The organism is Methylocystis iwaonis, from assembly GCF_027925385.1.
GTDB lineage: Bacteria > Pseudomonadota > Alphaproteobacteria > Rhizobiales > Beijerinckiaceae > Methylocystis > Methylocystis iwaonis.
Genome location: NZ_AP027142.1, coordinates 1283370 through 1303916 on the forward strand (window position 1 = coordinate 1283370; position 20547 = coordinate 1303916).

The window sequence follows — 20547 nt, forward strand, 5'->3', positions numbered from 1 at the left end:
TTGGATCCGCTTTCAATAGCTTCATTCTGTTAACAGCAGGCTTGCCGTCGGCGCAAGTTTTGGTCAACCTGTCCGCGAACAAAGCGGCGCCTTCATGGCGGCGGCATTGCGGCGGAACACAGCGCGCCTGGTCGGGACACCATCTTGTCACATTACGATTTTTCAGCGCAACGGCTCTTCGTGGAGGCGGATCTGGCGCCGGGCGCGGACGTCGCCCCGCCGCCCGACGCGCTCAATTACCTCTTGAACGTGCTGCGGCTTCGCGAGGGCGACGCCATTCTTCTGTTCAACGGGCGGGACGGCGAGTTCCTCGCGCATCTTACGGCGGTGACGCGGCGCGCTGCGACATTGCGGGTCGAGAAGCTTTTACGGCCGCAGACGCCGCTCGCCGATCTCGACTATTGCTTTGCGCCCCTGAAGCAGGCGCGCCTCGATTACATGGCGCAGAAGGCCACGGAAATGGGCGCGGGGCGTCTTGTTCCCGTCATCACCAATCGAACGCAGGTTCGCCGCGTCAATTCGGCGCGGCTGCGGGCGAATGCGGTAGAGGCCGCAGAGCAATGCGGCGTGCTTGCCGTCCCGGAAGCTTCGGAGGCGGTCGATCTCGCTGATTTTTTGGTCAGCTTTCCGGAGAAAAGACTGCTCGTTTTTTGTGACGAGGACGCGCCGATCGCCAATCCCGTCACAGCGCTTTCGGGGCGGTCGGGGGAGGGCGTCAGCGTCCTCATCGGTCCTGAAGGCGGGTTCGACGAACAGGAGCGCGCCGCCATCGCGCGCCTCTCGAATGTCGCGCGACTCTCGCTTGGGCCGCGGGTGCTGCGCGCCGACACGGCGGCGGTTGCGGCGCTGGCGATCGTTCAGGCCGCAATCGGCGACTGGGATGGTAAAGCTCTGTAACGAATCATTAATCGATCGTGCGCCGTATACGAAAAATAAATTTCGTCGTGTTGTTTTTCCACAACAGTGAAAGCACGCAGAAGGCCGGGACACGATCCCGCCACGATGTTTGGGTCTAGTGCCGGAATCGCGGAAACGAGCCGCGCGCAACTGCGCGTAGATTCCTTTCTGCTCGAGATTTCGGGGCTCGCGATTGAGACGACGCTTTGTCGTCCAATCTGAAGAGAGGCTGATCGCCTGATGATGTTCGCCAATGTCCGCCCCCTTGCGCCGCTCGGCCTTATCGTGGGTCTCGCAATTGGCGCGTCGCTCGACGCGGCTCCGGCCAACGCCGAGTCGTCGAATAATTGTGCGCGTTATGGCGCGAACTATGTCGCGGTCTCGGGTTCGAGCGGGTGCGTGAAAATCGGCGGGCATGTGCGCGTCGACATTCCACGCGCCCCCGCCGCCGCAGCCGCCCCGATGGGTTATGCGGCTTTGGGCGACGGCGTGCAGCGCGCGTCTCATCTGCAGCCAATGGCGCCGTTCGGTCTCAACGACCTCTTCCCGCGCTGAGAAGCGAAGAAGATCATCCCGCGCATGGCCGCGGGATTTTTAATCTCAAAGTGGGATAACGCAGTCCCTGAAGGCGCCGTCGACGGAGCCGCCCCAAGCGCCGTGAAAGGCCTCGAGGCGCAGTTGCGCCAAGGTGCGGCCTTCCGACACAATCTTCTGGAGCGGCGCGAGATAGATGGTTTCGTCTGCGCCTTCCGCATTCACGCGCGCGCGTCGCTTGAGGCCCGCCTCCGCTAGGGCGAGCACGTCGCGTCCGATCTCCCGCAAGCTGCGGCCGTCGATCGTCGCGTCGAGCGCGAGACTAGGAACATCCTCGCGTAGTTGCTGCCGGGCCGCGGCGCTCCATCCCTTGGTGAGCTGGCGCGCCTGGTCGAGCGCGACGCTGTCGTAGAAAAGTCCGGCGAAGAGCGCGGGCAGGGCGGTCATATGGGCGCGCGGGCCGCCGTCGGCGCCGCGCATCTCGAGATAGGTCTTGATCCGGACCTCGGGGAAGATCGTCGAAAGATGATTCGCCCAATCGGACATGACGGCGCGCTCGCCGGGCAGTTGCGGCAATCGGCCGTCGAGCAGGTCGCGAAAGCTCGCGCCCGCAACATCGTGATAGACGTCGCCGCGCTTGACGAAATACATCGGCACGTCCAGCGCGTAATCGACGTAGCGCTCGAAGCCAAACCCCTCCTCGAAGGCGAAAGGCAGCATGCCGGTTCGATCGGCGTCGGTGTCGAGCCAGATATTGGAGCGTTCGGATAGCCGCCCGGTGGGCTTGCCGTCCAGGAACGGCGAATTGGCGAAAAGCGCGGTGACGAGCGGCTGCAGCGCGAGCCCCACCCTCACTTTCTCGACCATGTCCGTTTCACTGACGAAGTCGAGATTGGCCTGGATCGTCGCGGTGCGAAACATCATGTCGAGGCCGCGCGCGCCGACCTTGGGCATATAGGCGGCCATGATCTTGTAACGCTGCTTGGGCATGACCGGCGTCTCGGCGCGCGACCATTTCGGGCTGGCGCCGAGATCAAGAAACTGGACGCCCAAGGAATGCGCGACGCCGGCCAGCGCCGAGAGATGCGCGCCGAGCTCGGCGTCCGTCGCGTGGATGTCGAGCAGGGGAGCGCCCGAAAGCTCGAATTGCCCGCCTGGTTCGATCGAGATCGCGCCGCCGCCGTCCGTCTGGGCGAGCCCGATGAGCGCGTCGCGGTCCATGATCGGCTCCCAGCCGGTCGCTTCCTGGACGCCTTCGAGCAGGCGGCCGACGCCGCAGCGTCCGCCGTCACAGCCATAGGGAACCGGCGCAAGCAGATCGGAGTAGAAGGCGATTTTTTCGTGTTCTGTGCCGACGAGCAGCGGCGCGCCGGCGCTTTTGCAACCGGCCGCGAGCCATTCAACGAGCGCGTCCCGGGACGCAATCGGCGTCGAGTCAGTTACGTCGCGAGCCATTTTTGACTTAATTTTCCGTCTGATAGAGGTCGTGGCGACCAAAAGAGCGCGCGGTGAAGGAAGGCAGGGCCGCGCCAAGTTTCAGGATACGCGAGAGGCTGGCGTGGCACCAAGCGGTCGGCGCAGATGGATGCCGTAAAAGCCGATTGGATGCAAGAGCGGGCCGCGGCGCCGCTGGCGCCAGGATTGCTGATCGGGCCGGGCGGCGGCGGGGCTCCTAGATTGGGAGCGTCGCAATTAAGCGTTTGGAGAGTTTTCCTGCTTAATCTTTTGCCAAAGGAGGCCCGATGCGCAGCTTGTTTCATCGATTTATTGCAGGCGAGGGCGGGGCCACCGCTATTGAATATGCGGTGATTGCTTCTCTTGTTTCCATCATCATTATCGGCGGGGCGACGGCCATCGGCACGAAAATGTCGACCTTGTACTACGACAAGGCCGCCGCCGGACTCAAATAGCTCGGATGACGCCTGGCGCGCCGCGCCGGGACAAAACGCAGCGGGCGCCTATTGTCGGCGTCGCCGTTTCCCAAAATCCTGCAGGCGGACTTCCGAAACGGGGGATTCGCCCGCCCGGCGGGCGCTCGCGTCCCGGCCGCAGCTTTTTGACTCTGCGCGCTTTCTGATCGCTCGCACGACCCCATGCGCGCGGAAAGCGCGCGAGCAGCCTCCCGCCCAGCGCCTTGGCGGCCGGCTTGACAGACTCGGACCGGCGCCACATTGCTTCGCCCCAATCGACGCCAAATATGGGCGGACGTCCAGACGGGCGAGACGCCACTCGAGCCGCCGGCGCAGCCGCGCGGCGCCCATTGCCGAAGGCGCCCAAATGAATGCTCAGCCTCGCGGAATGAAACCGCCGCTCAAGATTTTCCTGTGCTCGCCCCGCGGCTTCTGCGCGGGCGTCGTGCGCGCCATCGACGCCGTCGAGCGCGCCCTCGCCAAATATGGCCCGCCTGTCTATGTGCGTCACGAGATCGTACATAATCGTTACGTGGTGGAGTCGCTGAAATCCAAGGGCGCGGTGTTCGTCGAGGAGCTCGACGAAATCCCGCAGACCGACGCGCCGGTGATTTTCTCCGCCCATGGCGTGGCCAAATCCGTCTCCGCCGAAGCGCAGGAGCGCAAGTTTTTGGCCATCGACGCCACCTGTCCGCTCGTCACCAAGGTGCATCGCGAGGCGGAAATCCACTGGAAGCGCGGGCGGCGCGTGCTGCTCGTCGGCCACTCGGGCCATCCGGAGGTGGTCGGCACGATGGGGCAGCTCCCCGAGGGCGCGGTGGTGCTCGTGGAATCCGTCGAGGATATCGACGCTTTGAGCCTTCCGGACGAGAATAATCTGGCCTATGTCACCCAGACCACCCTGTCGCTCGACGACTCTCAGGAAATCGTCAATGCGCTGACGAAGCGCTTTCCCAAGATCGTCGGTCCGCACAAGGAAGACATCTGCTACGCGACGACCAACCGTCAGGCGGCGGTCAAGCAGGTCGCGCCCACTGTCGATGCGGTGATCGTCGTCGGCTCGCCGAATTCCTCGAATTCGCAGCGCCTGCGCGAAGTGGCGGAGCGGGCCGGCGCCCCCGCCCAGCTCGTGCAGGGCAGGCGCGAGATCGACTGGTCGATCTTCAGCAATATCGCCTCACTGGGCATCACCGCCGGCGCCTCTGCGCCGGAAGTTCTCGTCGAGGAAATCATGGACGCTTTCGCCGAGCGCTATGACATCACCGTGGAAACCGTCTCGACGGCCGACGAGAGCGTCTCCTTCCCATTGCCGAAGGAGCTGCGGGCGCTCGCCTGACAGGCGGCGCTCCGGAAAGAACCCAATGGCCGTTTACACGCAGGTTGACGACGCGGAGCTGCTCGCTTTCCTCGCAACCTATGACATCGGCGACCTCCTCTCCTGCAAGGGCATCGCCGAGGGGGTCGAGAACTCCAACTACTACCTGCACACCAGCGCTGGAAGCTTCATCCTCACCCTCTATGAGAGGCGCGTGGCGGAGGCGGACCTGCCGTTTTTTCTCGGGCTGATGGAGCATCTCGCGCGGCGCGGCGTCACCTGCCCGCTGCCGGTGCCCAACCGGGCCGGCAAGCCGCTCGGGCGCCTCGCGGGGCGGCCGGCGGTCATCGTCACTTTCCTGGACGGCTATTCGGTGCATCACCCCGAGGTCGCGCATTGCGCGGCGCTCGGCGTGGCGCTGGCGCAATTGCATCTCGCCAGCGCGGATTTTCCGCTGCGCCGCCCGAATGCGCTCTCGGTCGAGGCCTGGCGCCCGCTTTTCGCGCCCGCCGCCGCGCGCGCCGATGAAGTTGAGCCGGGGCTGCGGGAGACGGTCGAAGCCGAGCTCGATTATCTGGAGCAGAACTGGCCGCGCGATCTGCCGAGCGGCGTGATCCACGCCGATCTTTTCCCGGACAATGCGTTTTTTCTGGGCGACAAGATCTCGGGCGTGATCGACTTCTATTTCGCCTGCAACGACGCCTACGCCTATGATCTTGCGATCTGCCTGAACGCCTGGTGCTTCGACGAGGCGCATCGCTTCGACATGGAGAAGGGCGCCGCGCTTCTCTCTGCCTACCGCCGCGTTCGGCCCCTGGATGGCGCGGAGCTCGACGCTTTTCCCACTCTCGCGCGCGGGGCGGCGATGCGTTTCCTTCTCACGCGCTATGTCGATTGGCTGGACGTGCCGAAGGGCGCGCTCGTGCGGCCCAAGGACCCGCGCGAGTATCTGGCCAAGCTTCGTTTCCATCAGACGGCCGGCGCCTTTCTATGACGCGCCGCGTGGCGATCTGGACGGACGGGGCTTGCTCCGGCAATCCCGGCCCCGGCGGCTGGGGCGCCATCTTGCGGTTTGGCGAGGTCGAGAAGGAAATCTGTGGCGGCGAGCCGCAAACGACGAACAACCGCATGGAGCTGATGGCCGCGATCATGGCGCTGGAGGCGCTGACGCGACCCTGCGCGATCGATCTCTACACCGACTCTCAATATGTGCGTGGCGGCGTCATCTCCTGGATCAAGAACTGGAAAACGCGCGGCTGGAAGACTGCGGACCGTAAGCCGGTGAAGAATGTCGAGCTCTGGCAGCGGCTCGAGGCCGCCGAGGAGCGTCACGACGTCGCCTGGCATTGGGTGCGCGGCCATGCGGGGGACGAGATGAACGAGCGCGCCGACGCCCTGGCGCGCGCCGGCATGGCGCCTTTCCTGCGCCAGAGGCGCGCGCCCGGGTGAGCCGGGCTTGCACGGCGCCCGCGCAAGCCTATCTCTTGATTAATCCCGGGTTTTCTCTTCTCCGGACCCTAGGGGCATGGCCGTGGCCGCGCCCCTTTTTTTCGGGCCTTCGGACCGCGAGCCTTCAGGCTCGCTTTTAGAATAGCGAGCTTCCGAGGCGGCCTCGTCCTTCGAGACACGAGCTGCGCTCGCTCCTCAGGATGATGCCTAAGTGTTTGGCGTAGATGCAGAAGCCCCTCATGCTGAGGGGCCTGCGCGGCAGGCGTCTCGAAGCGCGAGGGGCGTCATCGCTACTTTGGCGGCAGTCTGAGCGAGCCTGAAGGCTCGCGGTCCGCGCCGCCAGATTTCGCTGCGGGCCATCCTGCTGTAAATTTATCGCCGGAGGCGCGTCGCTGCGCCGGGGAGCGAAGATGAACAGGCATTTTCTGGCGCGCGCCGCTTTCGCGGGGCTCCTTATTGCAACGCCGCTTCATGCGCAGGATATGCTTAAAGGCGTCGATCTTTCGCAGCCGGCCTATTCGCAATCCGAGATGACGCGCGCCGAGGTCGAGGCGGCGCTCGACGCTCGGAATATCGACTTCTCGGGAAAGAGCCTCAACGGCCTCGACCTCTCCCATCTCGATCTTTCGGGCGCCAATTTCCGCGCGGCGCGCCTCAACAAGGTTCGGCTTTCTGGCGCGAAGCTCGATGCCGCCGTTCTCGACCAGGCTTGGCTGATCGAGGCCGATCTTACCGGGGCCTCGCTGAAGGGCGCGCAGGCCTTCGCAGCGCAGATGCAGCGGATGAACGCCGATGGCGCCGATTTCTCCGGCGCGCGCCTCGCTGGCGATCTAACGGGCGCCTCGCTGCGCGGCGCCAGATTCGATCACGCGGATCTCTCAGCGGATATGAAGAACCAGTCCATGGGGCTGATGCGCGCTGTCTTGCGGTCGGCGCATCTCGAAAACGCGCTGCTGCGGAAAGCCAATCTGATGAGCGCCGATTTGCGTTTCGCCCATGCCGCCGGCGCCGACTTCAGCGACGCAAATCTCGCGAACGCCGACGCCTCGGGGGCCGATTTCACCGGGGCGATTTTCGCCGGCGCCAACACCAAGGACCTCGATCTCGACTCTGCGCAAATCGACGCGGCGATGGAAGGCCCGCTTCAAAAGGCCCAGCATCTCGACCGCGCGCGCCGCCAATGAACGATGGACCCATCCGCATCGGCGTCGATCTTGGCGGAACGAAGATCGAGGCGATCGCGCTCGATCGCGCCGGCGCCATTCTCGCCCGCCGCCGCGTGGCCACTCCGGCGCATGATTATGACGCGATCATCCGCGCTGTCGCGACGCTCGTTCTCGACATCGAAACTGAGACCGGCCAGCGCGGCCTGGTGGGGGTCGGCGCGCCCGGTTCGATCTCGACGCATACGGGGCTGGCGAAAGGCTCCAATACGCAATGCGTCAACGGCAAGCCGCTCGACGTCGACCTGTCGCGGGCGCTCGATCGGCCTGTGCGCGTCGAGAATGACGCTAATTGCTTTGCGCTTTCGGAGGCGATCGACGGCGCGGGGCAGGGCGCGCGCGTGGTCTTCGGCGTCATCATTGGCACAGGCGTTGGCGGCGGCGTCGTCGTGGACGGCAAGATCATCGCTGGCCGTAATCACATCGGCGGCGAATGGGGGCATACGCCGCTCCCCTGGATGCAGCCCGACGAATATCCCGGCGCCCATTGTTTCTGCGGACATGACGGCTGCATCGAGACTTTTCTGTCCGGGCCGGGCCTCGCGCGCGACTATGAGCGGCGCGCCGGCGCCTCGGCGACAGGCCAGGAGATCGTCGCGCGCGCCGAGCGCGGGGAGGCGGCGGCCCTTGCCGCGCTCGACGTCTATCAAGATCGTCTTGCCCGCGCCCTCGCCATGGTGATCGATATTTTGGACCCGGATGTGATCGCGCTCGGCGGCGGCGTTTCGAATATCGCGCGCATCTATGACGGGCTCACTGCGCGCGTCGCGGGCCATGCCTTCACCGACGCGCTGGATACGAAGATTCTGCGCAATGTTCATGGCGACTCCGGCGGCGTGCGCGGCGCGGCCTGGTTGTGGCGGGAGGCGTGAGGAGACGCCGGGGCATTGCCACTGAGCGACAAAAAACCTATTGCCTCGGACGTCGCGCCGCTGGGCGCGGATAGGCGCAGTCGTCACGCTTTCGAGCAATCAGGAAAGTCAGCAGACATGGGCGCCGGCGGCGATACCCCCAACCCCTTTAAGAAACTGGCTTTTCTCTCGTCCGGCACGCCTCAGGCCGAGGAGGCGCGGGTGCGGCTCGTCGAGAAATACGGCGACATTCCGCCCGAAGAGGCCGACTGCATCGTAGCGCTCGGCGGCGACGGCCTGATGCTGCGAACGCTGCATAACTACATGGATTCCGGCAAGCCGATCTATGGCATGAACCGCGGCTCGGTCGGATTTCTGATGAACCAATACCGCGAAACCAACCTTCGCAAGCGCCTCGCGGAGTCCAAGGCGTCGATCATCCACCCGCTGCTGATGAACGCCACCAATGTGCGGGGAGACGAGTTCTCCGCCCATGCGATCAACGAAGTCTCGCTGCTGAGGCAGACGTCGCAGGTCGCGAAGCTGCGCATCCTCATCAACGACCAGGAGCGCATGCCGGAGCTGATCACCGACGGCGTGCTGCTGTCGACGCCGGCGGGCTCATCGGCCTATAATCTCTCCGCCAACGGGCCGATCCTGCCGCTCGACTCGCCGTTGTTGGCGCTCACGCCGATTTCGCCCTTTCGTCCGCGCCGCTGGCGCGGGGCGCTGCTGCCGGACGCGGCCAAGGTCCGGATAGAAGTCCTCGAGCCGGAAAAGCGTCCCGTTTCCGTGGTGGCCGATCACGACGAGTTCCGCGACCTGGCGTTCGTGACCATAGAGATGGATCACGACGCCGATCTCGTGCTGCTCCACGACCCGGGCCATTCCCTCGAAGAGCGCATTTTGCGGGAGCAATTCGGCTATTAGCGGTCTTGACTTGGACTGCTGGCGCGACCTATATCGCTGGCATCTCAAGACTGCTCCGAAACAGTCTGGGGCGGAGTAGCTCAGTTGGCCAGAGCAGGGGAATCATAATCCCTGTGTCGGGGGTTCGAATCCCTCCTCCGCTACCATCTTACCCCACACTCCACTGACCCGGTTTGGGTACGCGCGCTCCCCGAGCAAGGCTGTTAAGCGGCCGGAGACCTCTACCTGCACACCGCCTGCTCGGGAGTTATCCCGGAACACGGTGACTGTCTCGACCAAGTCCCGAATCGCCTCTGAACACTCGGTGTCACCGTCTCTGATCCCACCCGCCAAAGCAGCCTGGAGACGAGTCAGCTGCTCCTCGTAGCGTGCGAGCATGGCCGGATGCAGGGAGACGGCCTCCTCGGAGGGACCCGCCTCCCCTAATTCCGCGGCGAGTTTTTTTCGTTCGCCGTCCAAGACCGTCGACTTGGGACCCAGAACAGCCGGGTCGCCCTGGCCCTTTGCGATGGCATCGACAAGACGGTCAATTTCACGGTTTAGCTCTCCCAGCCGACGCTCGAGCCGCACCCGATTGCGACTCGCTTCGGCGGTGAGCCGCTTACGCTCGGCTTGATAAGTCCGAACGTATTCGGCGATGACTCCGGGGTGTCGGAGTTCTGTCGTCAGTCCATTGAGGACAGCGGCTTCAACAGTGTCGAGATAGAAGGTCTTTGGATCTGGACATATCCCACTCTCGGTCGCGGCCGAGCATCGGATGCGAATACGTCCAGATGGATCCTTGCCATTGCTCGCCATCCCGGCGCCGCATGCCCCGCATTTTAACAATCCCGATAGAATATGACGGGGGCGACGTTGCTGACTTGGGTGCGTGACGCTGCGCGCTTTCTTTCGCCTCTGGGCAGCGTCAAAAAGCTCTCGGCTGACAATTGCTAAGCTAGGAACCTCAGTCGCCTGCCAATCGCTCTCGGCGTTTGGGCGAGAGATTCGCTTCCCCGTGTCCGGATCCTTGACCATGCGGACCTTGTTCCAAACCAGCCGACCCGCGTAAAGTTCGTTGTTCAGGATCCCGTTTCCGCGTCGCATATTTCCGTTGATTGTAGAAGCGTTCCACGCCCTACCACGAGGCGGGGTGATCAGCTCCGCGTTGAGGCCGCGAGCTATGTCGCGCGGCGTGCGTCCATCGACATAATCGCTAAAAATTCGGCGTACGATTTCCGCTTCCGCCTCGACGATTATTCGCCTCCCACGGGCGCCGGGCGCGGGCGCGTAACCATAGGTGAGACCGCCCGCATTTAGGCCTTTGGCGATGCGTCCCGCCTGTCCCCTTCGCACCTTGTGCGCATTGTCTTCGCGGTAGAGCTGCCCGACCAAACCGCGCAAGCCAACCAAAACGGTGTTCACAACGCCTTCATGAACCGCGCGGATTTCAATACCCAAGAACGACAGGCGTTTGTGAATGCCAGCGAGGTCCTCCATATCCCGGGAGAGGCGGTCGAGGGCTTCAACAACAATCACTTCAAACGCCCTTTCGCGCGCTTTATCCATGAGAGCAAGCAAACCGTCGCGGCCGAGAATTGATCCGCCGGAGCGCGCGCGATCATCGAATACCGCGACGACATGAAGCTGCTCGCGCTCAGCGTAATTTTTGCAAAGATTGACTTGATCTTCTATCGAGCGTTCATCCTGAAGATCGGTCGAAAAGCGGGCGTAGATCGCTGCACGTATCATTTTCTCGGGCCTTGTCAGCGCACTCTCGTGCATGATCTTCTCGCGCGGCCTGGCGAGCGAGAGCGCGCGCAATACGAAGAATCGCGCTATCCGCTGCGACTTGCAAGGCCCGTTTTTCTAACTGATTCACGCCATTTTGCTGAAGCTGTGATAGAGGACAATCTAATGGCGAGTCCTTGTCTCTCTCAGGACATGAATGCCGGTTCGCGCCGCTCTCGGAGACGGCAACAGCATGCAGAGTTCTCTTGGGCCGTATGATCCTTCCAAAGTTGTCCATATTCCGATCATGGCTGCGCAATCCAATTGTCGAAAGTCGAGCGCGCTGCGAGTCGAAGCAAAGGCTATCTTTGCGCGCAAATCGGATGCCGGGTGCTTTCGATTTGTCTTTAAGGCCATGAAGTGTGGCACCGAGGGAAGAAGGAAACAGGCCCGTTACCGCCGATTAAGTGCGGACGCCTTATGCAGCCTCGATGAAGCTCTCGCCCTTGGCCTGTGCCGCCGCTTGCGCGCCCTCTGGTAAGGGCGGCGTTGCGGTGAGCCAGGAGCGGATATAGAGCGCCAGCGCCTCGACCGAGAATTCGAGGCCGCGCTCCACGCGATCGACGGAGCGGGTGTGCTGGTCGAGCCGTCGGGTCAGCGCCGCCTCCCAACAGACAGCATCGTCTGCAGTCAGGAAGGAAATGATCGCCGCAAGGCGATCGACGATTTCGGCGCGCGCTCTTTCGCGGCGAGTTGGCGAGCGAGCGCACGACCCTGATTGCGGAGCAGGCGGGCCTTGATCGCTTCTTCATCGTCCGGTTCGTCGGCGATGAAAGCTTCGAGCGGCGGGCCAAGGGTCGGTTCGAGCGGCGCGACGTCCTCGTGCTCCGGAAGTTCTGGCTCACGGCGGATTCCACCATTCGCAGGATTTTGGTCGGATCCGGTTTCACCGTTGGGAGCGGGGGCGGCAGTATCCGTCCATCAACCGACGGTCGTCATAGTAGCGCGCGTTCTGGGCGCGGATCGGCGGCAGGCCGGAGGCGAGGATGATTTCGTCGGCCGTCGGCAGCTGCATGACCTCGCCCGGCGTCAACAGCTCCCGCTCGGTTTCGTGGCGCGGGACCATCAGGTGCCGAGCCAAGGGCTCAACCGATGGCCAGCGTAGTTCTTCATTGCGCGCATTTCCGTCGCGGCGCCGAGGGGCGTCGGAGACGCGCTTAGCCGTGCGATCGTCATTGGTCGCGAAGGACAGTCTGACATGACAATTGTCGAGAATGGCGTTGTTGGGGCCATAGGCCTTCTCGACCTGATTGAGCGACTGGGCGATGAGGAAGCTCTTGAGACCGTAGCCGACCGTGAAGGCGAGCGCCGACTCGAAGCAGTCCAGCTGGCCCAACGCCGGGAGTTCGCCCAATGTGAGCAGCAGGCGATGGCGTCGCTGCTTGGACTCCAGCTCCTCGGTCAGGCGCCGCCCGATCTGGTTCAAGATAAGGTGCACGAGCGGCTTGGTTCGGGAGGTGTCGGACGGCGGGACGACGAGATAGCGTCGTCGCGGATTCTCGGCGGAGACAAGATGGCGATGCGCCAATTGCAGCGCCGCGTGACCTTCGCGACGACAGGGTCCCGGCGGAGCCCAAGGAAGTACACGGCGGTCGACAGGACCCCTGAGCGTCGAGAAGATCGCGTGCAAAGAGGAGCGCTGGCATTAGCGATGGGCGAGCGCTTCAGCGCCGAGATGGTCGGCGCGCGCTTCCATGGCGTCCCGGACCTCGCGGTCGAAGCCCAAATCCGATAGGGGCAGGCGCTCCGTGGCGATGAGGCGTCGATCGAGCCAGGTCTCGCCTGTCGCGTTGATTTGCTCCTCGATCGAAAGGTCGGATCGAACGGCAAGGACGAGATGGGGCGTCCCGCTGTCGCTCGTGGCGTCGAGGTCTTTGAGCCGAACGTGATGCCTGCGACGTCGACGCGATGATCGCAAAGGCCGAGCCCTTGAGTTCTCGTCGAGACCACGCGAGATGAGGCGGCCGATAATCGGCTCGCGGCGCACATCGCAAAGTTGGCGGCGACACGTTCAATCGCGTGCTCATTCTGATGGATGCGCTTGACAATGTCGCCGCGTTCGCCGAGCGCGCGCAGGACGTTCTCGGCTTCCTCGCCGATTATCCATTGGTCGGGGCCGAGCCGTGCGGCGAGGCCAAGCCTCTCAAGCTTGCGGCCAAGCCGATCAGCATCGACCGCTCGACATCATGCTCCTGACCGGCGTTCGGCCGAAGGTCGACGAGGCAATCCTGCGACCTCGCTTCGCGCGCCAGCGCCTGATCGAGCGGCATCCAGCGGCAGGCGTCGACCTGCAGCCCGAGCGACTGACGAATCTCCTGCTCGCTGCGGGGGCCGAACTCAAGGTGACAAGCCGCTCGGCCCGGATGGGAAGCCCGTGGCTGATCTAGTCGCGGCTGATAACGATATCGCCGCCGTCATTGGCCCGGCCCCGCATCAGGACATGGATGTGGGGATGCTCGGTGTTCCAATGGTCGATCGCCCTCCAGTCCAGTCTGGTCCCGAGAGCGCCCGCGGCCGAAGGCGCCGCGCCCGGCGCCGCGCGGATACGAATGTCATCGTCACGCGACGTCGCTAAGCGTAGGCGAGGTGGAAATTGATACGCCGTCGCAATGACTTGCCACGAGCGAAAGGCTGCGCAATGCAAATTGCAGCCTGTGTGAATGCTTTGAAGCGCAACGACAAACCGACCGCTGGACAAAGCCGCAGGCTGTCCCTTTTATCTTGCCCTCCTAATTGGGCGTCGTCCCGGACTTTCTTCGCCATATCTTCCTCCATCGGTTGGTCGCAGGCAAGCGTGATGTCGCGCGCGAAAGCGCGCGTTATCGTTCGATGACGCAGACGATTGGCGTCGACATGTCAGTCACCCTCCGGCGTCGAAAGTAGCTCTGAAGCGCCATGCACTCCTCCGTGCTCTGCGGCGTCACAACCGCGCCGCGGCACATGTCCGCATCGGGATCGCGGGGCATCATCCACAAGCATTAACGCGGGGTCGCGAGAACGCGCCACAGGCAAGATATCGTGCTGCCCTTGGTCTGCATCAGAACCGTTGCTCCGCTCACGCGGATTCCCTCACTTCGACGTGTCGGCGCCTCGACTTGGATCCCTACCGGACCTGCGAGCAGCTTTGGCGCGCGCTTGGTCTGCTGCTTCTCCCGCGCCGCCGGCGCCTTGAACTGGAACGTGGAGCCATTGCGCCACATCGCATGCATGATCACAGAAAGCTTGCGCGCGACCGCCACGCAGGCGCGCTTGTGACCACGTTTCTTGGCGATCTTCAGACCCCGGGCCTTGAGGCTGCTGAAGCCCTTGAAGCGCGTCAACATGATGTTGGCCGCTTCATAAAGCGGGTGTCGAACCTCGCCGTCGCCCGCGTTGGAGATGCGGCCGGAAACGTCGATCGACGTGCCCGACTGCCAGCGCCTGGCCGTCAATCCCAAATAGGCGCCGACGGTCTTCGAGTGGCCGAAGCGCTGCGGGTCGTCGATCGACGTCTTGAAGGCCAAAGCGCTGATGGGCCCGATCCCCGGAATCCCCAAAAAGCGCCGGCAGACGTCATTCCTGCTCACCGCATTGACGACGAGCTTGTGCAGCCGCAGATACTCCTCCCACAGCGCAGCGCGCGCCCGCAGCATGCAATGGGCGATGCCTGCGATCAGCGCATCGCGCGCCGTGAGCTCGCGAACGCGCGCTTCGAATTGCCCGCGACTGACGGCGCCGAGCTTCAATCCGAACGTCCTGATCGAGTGACGGATCGCGTTTTCAATGTCGAGAAACTTGCGCTTCAAGTTTCGCCGGTGCGTCAACAAGAGCCGCAACCGGTAACTTCCCTCGCTCTTGACGTGAACCTGCTTGAACCAGCCCGTTCGCAAGATATGGGCGACCCCCTGGGCGTCCGTGCGGTCGGTCTCGTTGCGCATCGCCGACAGCGCCGCTCGTGCATGATAGCCTTCGAGGCAGACCGCCGGCAGACCGCGCTGCTGCAGTTCCACCTGCAGCCAGGGCGACAAGGATCCGGCCTCATGGCCGACGCGCCGCAAGCGGCCGAGCGCCGTGACTATCGCGTCGGAATCGGTTTCGACCTTGGTTTCGAGCACGAATTTCCCCTTCATGTCGATGACGCAGATTGTTGTTTCATCCATCGAAACGTCAATCCAGGAAAATACTCCATGGCGGTTCTCCGTCGTCGCTTGGAGCGCTCAACCCATCCCGATTTTGCGTAGGCACTGTGGACAGCCGCCGCTTCCTCTCCGGGGAATTTCGCAATCCCCGCAGCAAGCCCAATTACGCGGGCAATAACTCGGTCGCTTGCGCTCCCTCGCGGGGCTCGCGCACAAAGGCGCGAGGACATACGCAATCTACGAAAATTGGAGCGCGAAAAGGCCGGAGGCGCGCGAAGGAGCAGCAAGCGACGACGCTTTAAACCCGCTCGGTGGGCCCCCTCCGCGTCCGTCCACATTTCTCGGTAATGCTACGGATTGCCAGAAACGCCAAACGGCCGCAGGTTCGGCCGAAACCGGAGGCCATCCGAAAGTTTTGCAAAGTCAAGCACTAGGACTCGGACGGCAGCGCGGCCGCGTTGGAGGAAAGACACTATGGTTCAGGCTCGGGACGTGGTTCTGGTAAGCGGCGTGCGTACGGCGATCGGCGACTTCGGAGGCGCCCTCAAGGATGTTCCGCCGACCGAGTTGGGAGCGATGTGCGTTCGCGAGGCGGTAAGCCGCTCCACTTTGGCCCCTGAGGAGATCGGCCACTGCGTCTTCGGCAACGTGATCCATACCGAGCCAAAGGATATGTATTTGTCCCGTGTCGCGGCCATTCAGGGCGGCCTGCCAAAGGAGACGCCTGCGCTGACCCTCAACCGTCTATGCGGCAGCGCCATGCAAGCGATTATCTCCGCCGCTCAAATGATCGCTTTGGGGGATATCGACGCCGCCGTGGCCGGCGGCGCCGAGAGCATGAGCCGTAGCGCCTATATGGCTCCTGCCCTGCGTTGGGGACAACGGATGGGCGACGCCAGTATGATCGACGCCATGACCGGCGCCCTCACCGATCCTTTCGGTCATGGTCATATGGGCGTTACGGCTGAGACGGTGGCCCAGAAATGGCAGATCGGCCGAGAAGAGCAGGATCGCTTCGCCGTCGAGAGCCATCGCCGGGCGGCGGCGGCCATCGACGATGGCCGCTTCAAGGATCAGATTGTTCCGCTGGAGATCAAGACCGGGAAAGGTCCCGTGTCTTTTGACGCCGACGAACATGTGCGCCGCGACGTCACGATCGACAGTCTCGCCAAGCTGAGGCCCGCCTTTGTCAAGGACGGATCGGTAACCGCCGCCAACGCTTCGGGGATAAACGACGCCGCGGCGGCGATAGTGCTGATGGAAGCCAACGCGGCCGAGAAACGCGGACTGAAGCCGCTCGCCCGTCTGGTCGCCTATGCCCATTCGGGCGTCGCGCCCGAGGAGATGGGCGTCGGTCCCATAACTGCGGTTCGCAAACTTCTCGCTAAAGCCGGCTTATCCGTTGCCGAACTCGACGTGATCGAAGCCAATGAAGCTTTCGCCGCTCAAGCTTTGGCCGTCGCAAAGGAGCTCGATTTTCCGGCGGAGCGGACCAACCCAAATGGCGGCGCCATCGCCCTGGGCCATCCCATCGGCGCAACCGGCGCCATCATTACCCTCAAGGCCGCCTACGAAATGAACCGAATCAATGGCCGCCACGCGCTGGCCACCATGTGCATCGGCGGCGGCCAGGGAATCGCCTTGCTTCTCGCGGCAGCGTAACAGCTGTCAAAAAACCGGGGCCGGCTTTCTTTCGCGAGCAGCAGTTCGGCGCAACCTACGCCGAAGTCCCGAGGTCGTTTTGCCGACGCGGCGCAATGCCGCGTCAACATGCACGATCCCTCCGACGAGGCGTATGCAATGCGGAGCGGCAGAGATGTTGGCGAATCGCCGACGGCTCGGCTCATCGTTATCAATGGGACTTATGTGGTAGGCATGTCCCCCCGGAGATGTCGAGCCCGCGCGGCGGCAAGCCAATGATTGAAACTCTCACGGCTGTCAGGGGCGAGCGCCTCGAGACGCAGCATAATCCGCTTCTTTCCGGGGATGCGGAGCTCCGCCTCGAACTCGTCCAGGTTCAGCTCCTCGAATGCAAACTTGTCTTCTATAAAAGTTTCAACCGGACCAACTGTTCGCTCGACGACCGCGTCAAGTGTCCAGCACACGTTTTCGCCAATAGGTTCGACTGACATCTTTACAATTGAATTGATAAGATCAAAATCCTGGCCGTTCGTCACTCCGTAGCTTGCGTTGCAGTCCTCGTGGATCAGATATCGCTTAGTCACGGAGATATTCAGTTCATGATGACCAGGTTCAGCCTCGATATCGGCGCGAAGAAAACGGATAACTTCCTCAGCGCTCAATTGCAGACTATTTGTAACCATTGCAACTTTCCTCGTGGCGAGAAGAGGCGAAGTTAGGTTGGTCACTCGTCATCCCGTTCTAAATTGACACTGAATCCGGCCCAAGTAAAGCGATGCTGCGGGAGAAGCGTCCTTAAATTACTGAGGCCCGCAAAGGTAGAGAATCAAAGGTATGCCGCATAGCCAGTACACATGAGCTGGACCGCTATACCGTCCAATCGCAAATCGATACGAAAAGCGCGCACATCTTCGCGGGATTGCCGTATTGAGTTAGCACGGAGTCTGGAGCCATCTCATGGCGCCCGTAGAGCTCAGGGGCATAGCGATGAGTGTGCGGCATTCCTCGGGGCCAGCGCTGCAGCTCGACGAGAATATGACGAGGGCCAGCCCGACACGAGCCTGGGTCGAACTTAAGCAAAAATCTCCATCTGAAGGAAGGGCCTATGAAAATATCTCTTACGCTCTCCATTTTAAGGAAGGCGCGGAGAGTGCGAGGGGAAATGAAGTGACGCTGAGTCTAAGCCAGACGGAAGCGGCCGAGCTTTTACGGGTTTTGCAGCTGCTGTCGGAAAGACATTCCGATATTCGACAACCGCTCGCGAGACGGAGCAGCCGACGAAATGGAACGCGAGGAGGCCGTCTTTTTCAAGGTCGAAAGCGCAGTCGTAGAGCGCACGATGGTGGCGTTGAAGGATATTGAAAAAGAGAAGCGTTGAGAGTTAGCCCAAGGCTGCGGGCCTGGTTGCCCAAGAACGAATTTTCCTAGCGCGGACTTGTGGATTCCTAATGCCCCGACTGGCGTCGCGGCGACGGGTTGTTGCTGAAGATCTGAGGAAGGAAGTTGCCGAGCACGAGCTGGACGCATCCAAGATCGACATCTAAGTCGGACAGTGACAAGGCACGTATCGATCAGCGCAGCTCGCATCCCTCGGCTTTAATCCCACGGCGCGGAACCACCGCGTGCGTATTTTGGAGTCAGCGATTGGGCAAGAGATGGCGTTGAGACGAAACCGCGTTGTCGCGTGTAGAAGTTTTAAATGAGCGGTTTCATCTCAGCGACTTGTTTTTCGAGCCGCTGACGAAGGGAATTGGCGAGATCCTCGGCAAAGCGGAGCGCGGTACGAAGGACCGCCTCATCGTTCCGAGCCACAGTTCCCTTGTCTTGTATTGAGACCACAAGGTCCATCTTCCGCTCGGGACCGTTCACGCAAATGTTAAAAACCAGCCTTCCATCTGGGTGCTGTTCAATATTTTTCACCCTACCAGCCACGGTTGTTCTCTCTGTCCTATCTAGGTTTCGCTTAGCGAACTGGGTAGCATCGCCAGTGCGTTCTGGATTATCGGGCAGCGCCTGCTTGCGAGACGTCGGAGCGCCACCCTCATTATCCCAATTTTCGAAAGCTTTCCTGTCGGCGTCCGTCGCAACTTTTTTTACGTTTGTCATTTCCAAAATATGGGACTGATCGGGATGGTTTTCCACGCCGGTCAGGCCAGGAATTTTCAAATTCAACCTGCTCGCCCCCAAACTGAGCGAGGCGTTGTCGCGTTCACGTCTAACAGGCCGTTGAAAAAGGGGTTCGCGCCGTAGTCATTCCGCTTCGAGCGGTATTTTCAGGTCGTGTTCACGGCGGTCTATCTTGCTTGGGGGCGCGTAGTGCGCTCCCTCTCGTCACGCCGCGGCGAGCAGCTTCGGCAGCCGGACCAGATTATAGGCGGCGGCTGCGAAGGTGAACGCGAAGCCGACCCTGTCGCAGCCCCGGAACTTCGTTTTTTCCTGCCCGGCGACCGTCTTGATCCTGACCTGCCCCTGAACTTTCATCCAGCGGCGAGTTGAGTCCTTTGGGTTGATACGCCCGAGGGCGCGAATGTAGCAACAGGCGCTCGGCGGAGCTGGTCAGGGTTGCGGAGCCGATCGCCTGTTGCGGTGAGATTGGCCGTGAAGGCCGCGGGCGTCGCATATCCGAGCGCCGAGTGCGGTCGCCGATGGTTGTAGTCGTGAACCCAATCGCGGATCTTCTCGCGCGCATGGTCGAGCCCGAAGAACAGCGTCTCGTTCAACAGCTCGTCACGCATGCGCCCATTGAAGCTCTCGCAGAACCCATTCTGCATCGGCTTGCCCGGCGCAATGTAACGCCATTCGATCTTGTTCTCGCTCGACCACGACAGAACGGCGTTCGAGGTGAATTCCGTGCCGTTGTCCGAAACGATCATGCCCGGCTTGCCGCGCCGCCGGATCAGCGCCGACAGCTCACGGGCGACGCGCCTGCCCGAGATCGACGTGTCGGGGATCGCCGCCAGACATTCGCGCGTGACGTCGTCGACGATGTTGAGGATGCGGAACCGCCGGCCACAGGCGAACTGGTCATGCACGAAGTCCAGGGACCAGCGTGCGTTCGGCCTCGCCTCGACAGGAATGGGCGCACGTGCTCCGACCGCCCGGCGACGGGCGCGGCGCTTCCTCACCGTCAGTCCTTCCTCGCGATAGAGCCGGTAGATGCGGTTCTTGCCCGAGGTCTCGCCCTCCTGCCGCAAAAGAACGAACAGACGCCGATAACCGAAGCGGCGGCGCTCATTGGCGAGTTCGCGCAGTCGTTCCCGCAACGGCTTGTCCGCCGGCCGCTTCGAGACGTAGCGGGCGGTCGAGCGATCGACGGCGACAATCTGGCAGGCCCGGCGCTCCGACAAAGCCATGACGGCTCGAAGGTGCGCGACGGCGTCGCGCTTTGCGGCGGGCCCTACCATTTTTTTGACAGAAGCTCCTTCAGCGCCGCCGCTTCCAGCATCTGGTCGGCCAGAAGCTTCTTCAGCCGCGCGTTCTCTTCCTCGAGCGCTTTCAGACGCTTGGCCTCTGAGACGTCCATGCCGCCGAATTTGGCCTTCCAGTTGTAGAGCGTCGTCTCCGACACCGCATATTTGCGCGCCAAGTCCGCCGCTTTCGCGCCAGCCTCATGCTCCCGCAAAATCCCGATGATCCGCAGAGCCGCCTTGCGGTTTCTGCGCAAGGCGATTGATCAGCCGGCCTCCGCCGCCTCCGCAAGGCGGCGGAAGGAGATGAGCGCGCCGCTGGCAATACTTCCGGCGCCGCTCTGTCGCTGCAAGGGTGATCAAGGTTTTTGGAGTGCGGGCGCAGATGAAACCGGCTGCCCAATTTTCTACTGACGTGGGCGGGTCACTGGCGCAGCCGAGGAGAAGACGACGACAAACTTCAGGCGCACGGCTCGACCGCGCCATTCAACAATTCCGAAAT

General features: G+C 62.6%; 19 protein-coding genes, 1 tRNA gene and 3 pseudogenes. 12 read left to right on the plus strand and 11 right to left on the minus strand.

The window, feature by feature from the left end; all coding sequences use genetic code 11:
- Nucleotides 1-144: 144 nt before the first annotated feature.
- Together QMG84_RS06150 and QMG84_RS06155 are read left to right on the plus strand one after the other, a co-directional pair.
- Nucleotides 145-897 carry a 16S rRNA (uracil(1498)-N(3))-methyltransferase gene (locus tag QMG84_RS06150; RefSeq protein WP_281931182.1) on the plus strand — a complete coding sequence of 251 codons (753 nt, stop codon included), beginning with the start codon at nucleotides 145-147 and terminating at the stop codon, nucleotides 895-897.
- 240 nt (nucleotides 898-1137) lie between these two features.
- Complete coding sequence (locus tag QMG84_RS06155; protein ID WP_281931184.1) at nucleotides 1138-1452, plus strand: hypothetical protein; 315 nt, start codon at nucleotides 1138-1140, stop codon at nucleotides 1450-1452.
- Nucleotides 1453-1497: 45 nt separating this feature from the next.
- Here the strand turns inward: QMG84_RS06155 and QMG84_RS06160 are convergent, their stop codons facing one another.
- Nucleotides 1498-2886, minus strand: a complete 1389-nt coding sequence (locus QMG84_RS06160) for a glutamate--cysteine ligase (protein ID WP_281931186.1) — start codon at nucleotides 2884-2886, stop codon at nucleotides 1498-1500.
- Between the two features lie 287 nt (nucleotides 2887-3173).
- Here QMG84_RS06160 and QMG84_RS06165 point away from each other — a divergent pair, with 287 nt between their 5' ends.
- The 8 genes from QMG84_RS06165 (at nucleotide 3174) to QMG84_RS06200 (ending at nucleotide 9255) form a co-directional block, all read left to right on the plus strand.
- The gene (locus tag QMG84_RS06165) at nucleotides 3174-3341 is read left to right on the plus strand and encodes a Flp family type IVb pilin (protein WP_202073824.1); all 168 of its coding nucleotides are present in this window, start codon (nucleotides 3174-3176) and stop codon (nucleotides 3339-3341) included.
- 367 nt (nucleotides 3342-3708) lie between these two features.
- Nucleotides 3709-4677, plus strand: coding sequence for a 4-hydroxy-3-methylbut-2-enyl diphosphate reductase (gene ispH, locus QMG84_RS06170; RefSeq protein ID WP_202073823.1), 969 nt, complete (start codon nucleotides 3709-3711; stop codon nucleotides 4675-4677).
- A gap of 25 nt (nucleotides 4678-4702) precedes the next feature.
- Nucleotides 4703-5650: a homoserine kinase gene (thrB, locus tag QMG84_RS06175; RefSeq protein WP_281931187.1), complete on the plus strand. Its 948-nt coding sequence runs from the start codon at nucleotides 4703-4705 to the stop codon at nucleotides 5648-5650.
- Nucleotides 5647-6105: a ribonuclease HI gene (gene rnhA, locus QMG84_RS06180; RefSeq protein WP_281931188.1), complete on the plus strand. Its 459-nt coding sequence runs from the start codon at nucleotides 5647-5649 to the stop codon at nucleotides 6103-6105. Before thrB ends, rnhA begins: the two co-directional genes overlap by 4 nt.
- Nucleotides 6106-6515: 410 nt before the next feature.
- Nucleotides 6516-7289: a pentapeptide repeat-containing protein gene (locus tag QMG84_RS06185; RefSeq protein ID WP_281931190.1), complete on the plus strand. Its 774-nt coding sequence runs from the start codon at nucleotides 6516-6518 to the stop codon at nucleotides 7287-7289.
- On the plus strand, nucleotides 7286-8200 hold the full coding sequence (locus QMG84_RS06190) for an ROK family protein (protein WP_281931192.1): 915 nt from the start codon (nucleotides 7286-7288) through the stop codon (nucleotides 8198-8200). The genes QMG84_RS06185 and QMG84_RS06190 overlap by 4 nt, the downstream gene beginning before the upstream one ends.
- A gap of 117 nt (nucleotides 8201-8317) precedes the next feature.
- The gene (locus tag QMG84_RS06195; RefSeq protein ID WP_202073818.1) at nucleotides 8318-9109 is read left to right on the plus strand and encodes an NAD kinase; all 792 of its coding nucleotides are present in this window, start codon (nucleotides 8318-8320) and stop codon (nucleotides 9107-9109) included.
- A 69-nt stretch (nucleotides 9110-9178) separates the two neighbouring features.
- A tRNA-Met gene (locus QMG84_RS06200) sits at nucleotides 9179-9255 on the plus strand.
- Here QMG84_RS06200 and QMG84_RS06205 read toward each other — a convergent pair.
- From QMG84_RS06205 to QMG84_RS06225, 5 genes and pseudogenes are all read right to left on the minus strand, one after another.
- On the minus strand, nucleotides 9212-10873 hold the full coding sequence (locus QMG84_RS06205) for a recombinase family protein (protein ID WP_350356510.1): 1662 nt from the start codon (nucleotides 10871-10873) through the stop codon (nucleotides 9212-9214). The genes QMG84_RS06200 and QMG84_RS06205 overlap by 44 nt on opposite strands.
- A 424-nt stretch (nucleotides 10874-11297) precedes the next feature.
- On the minus strand, nucleotides 11298-11435 hold the full coding sequence (locus QMG84_RS06210) for a hypothetical protein (protein ID WP_281931194.1): 138 nt from the start codon (nucleotides 11433-11435) through the stop codon (nucleotides 11298-11300).
- Nucleotides 11436-11765: 330 nt separating this feature from the next.
- Nucleotides 11766-12407 carry a type IV secretory system conjugative DNA transfer family protein gene (locus QMG84_RS06215; protein ID WP_281931195.1) on the minus strand — a complete coding sequence of 214 codons (642 nt, stop codon included), beginning with the start codon at nucleotides 12405-12407 and terminating at the stop codon, nucleotides 11766-11768.
- Between the two features lie 117 nt (nucleotides 12408-12524).
- Nucleotides 12525-12797, minus strand: a complete 273-nt coding sequence (locus QMG84_RS06220) for a DUF3363 domain-containing protein (RefSeq protein WP_281931197.1) — start codon at nucleotides 12795-12797, stop codon at nucleotides 12525-12527.
- 134 nt (nucleotides 12798-12931) lie between these two features.
- Nucleotides 12932-12982: pseudogene (locus tag QMG84_RS06225) on the minus strand (hypothetical protein); the annotation flags it as partial.
- Between the two features lie 83 nt (nucleotides 12983-13065).
- On the opposite strand from QMG84_RS06225, the gene QMG84_RS06230 reads away from it, so the two are divergent.
- Entirely contained in the window at nucleotides 13066-13266 is a 201-nt protein-coding gene (locus QMG84_RS06230; protein ID WP_281931198.1) for a hypothetical protein, read from the plus strand.
- A 789-nt stretch (nucleotides 13267-14055) separates the two neighbouring features.
- Here the strand turns inward: QMG84_RS06230 and QMG84_RS06235 are convergent.
- Nucleotides 14056-15018 (minus strand): annotated as a pseudogene (locus QMG84_RS06235) (IS110 family RNA-guided transposase); the annotation flags it as partial.
- A gap of 453 nt (nucleotides 15019-15471) precedes the next feature.
- Between QMG84_RS06235 and bktB the strand changes: the two are divergent.
- Entirely contained in the window at nucleotides 15472-16659 is a 1188-nt protein-coding gene (gene bktB, locus QMG84_RS06240; protein WP_281931199.1) for a beta-ketothiolase BktB, read from the plus strand.
- Nucleotides 16660-16859: 200 nt separating this feature from the next.
- Here the strand turns inward: bktB and QMG84_RS06245 are convergent, their stop codons facing one another.
- From QMG84_RS06245 to QMG84_RS06260, 4 genes and pseudogenes are all read right to left on the minus strand, one after another.
- Complete coding sequence (locus QMG84_RS06245; RefSeq protein WP_281931200.1) at nucleotides 16860-17321, minus strand: hypothetical protein; 462 nt, start codon at nucleotides 17319-17321, stop codon at nucleotides 16860-16862.
- A 1012-nt stretch (nucleotides 17322-18333) separates the two neighbouring features.
- A complete protein-coding gene (locus QMG84_RS06250; protein WP_281931201.1) occupies nucleotides 18334-18810 on the minus strand; it encodes a hypothetical protein in 477 nt (158 codons plus the stop codon).
- Between the two features lie 159 nt (nucleotides 18811-18969).
- A pseudogene (locus tag QMG84_RS06255) lies at nucleotides 18970-19095 on the minus strand (IS5/IS1182 family transposase); the annotation flags it as partial.
- Between the two features lie 20 nt (nucleotides 19096-19115).
- Nucleotides 19116-20302 (minus strand): IS3 family transposase gene (locus tag QMG84_RS06260; RefSeq protein ID WP_434085976.1). Its coding sequence is split into 2 segments (ribosomal slippage): nucleotides 19116-20050 and nucleotides 20050-20302, totalling 1188 coding nucleotides; the frame shifts between segments, so codons are not numbered across the junction.
- Between the last annotated feature and the right edge of the window lie 245 nt (nucleotides 20303-20547).

What these genes read in the sequence shown, in the direction of transcription:
- QMG84_RS06155 (WP_281931184.1), top strand. Translation starts at nt 1,138, where the DNA reads ATGATGTTCGCCAATGTCCGCCCCCTTGCGCCGCTCGGCCTTATCGTG.
- QMG84_RS06160 (WP_281931186.1), bottom strand. Translation starts at nt 2,886, where the DNA reads ATGGCTCGCGACGTAACTGACTCGACGCCGATTGCGTCCCGGGACGCG.
- QMG84_RS06165 (WP_202073824.1), top strand. Translation starts at nt 3,174, where the DNA reads ATGCGCAGCTTGTTTCATCGATTTATTGCAGGCGAGGGCGGGGCCACC.
- ispH (WP_202073823.1), top strand. Translation starts at nt 3,709, where the DNA reads ATGAATGCTCAGCCTCGCGGAATGAAACCGCCGCTCAAGATTTTCCTG.
- thrB (WP_281931187.1), top strand. Translation starts at nt 4,703, where the DNA reads ATGGCCGTTTACACGCAGGTTGACGACGCGGAGCTGCTCGCTTTCCTC.
- rnhA (WP_281931188.1), top strand. Translation starts at nt 5,647, where the DNA reads ATGACGCGCCGCGTGGCGATCTGGACGGACGGGGCTTGCTCCGGCAAT.
- QMG84_RS06185 (WP_281931190.1), top strand. Translation starts at nt 6,516, where the DNA reads ATGAACAGGCATTTTCTGGCGCGCGCCGCTTTCGCGGGGCTCCTTATT.
- QMG84_RS06190 (WP_281931192.1), top strand. Translation starts at nt 7,286, where the DNA reads ATGAACGATGGACCCATCCGCATCGGCGTCGATCTTGGCGGAACGAAG.
- QMG84_RS06195 (WP_202073818.1), top strand. Translation starts at nt 8,318, where the DNA reads ATGGGCGCCGGCGGCGATACCCCCAACCCCTTTAAGAAACTGGCTTTT.
- QMG84_RS06205 (WP_350356510.1), bottom strand. Translation starts at nt 10,873, where the DNA reads ATGCACGAGAGTGCGCTGACAAGGCCCGAGAAAATGATACGTGCAGCG.
- QMG84_RS06230 (WP_281931198.1), top strand. Translation starts at nt 13,066, where the DNA reads ATGCTCCTGACCGGCGTTCGGCCGAAGGTCGACGAGGCAATCCTGCGA.
- bktB (WP_281931199.1), top strand. Translation starts at nt 15,472, where the DNA reads ATGGTTCAGGCTCGGGACGTGGTTCTGGTAAGCGGCGTGCGTACGGCG.
- QMG84_RS06245 (WP_281931200.1), bottom strand. Translation starts at nt 17,321, where the DNA reads ATGGTTACAAATAGTCTGCAATTGAGCGCTGAGGAAGTTATCCGTTTT.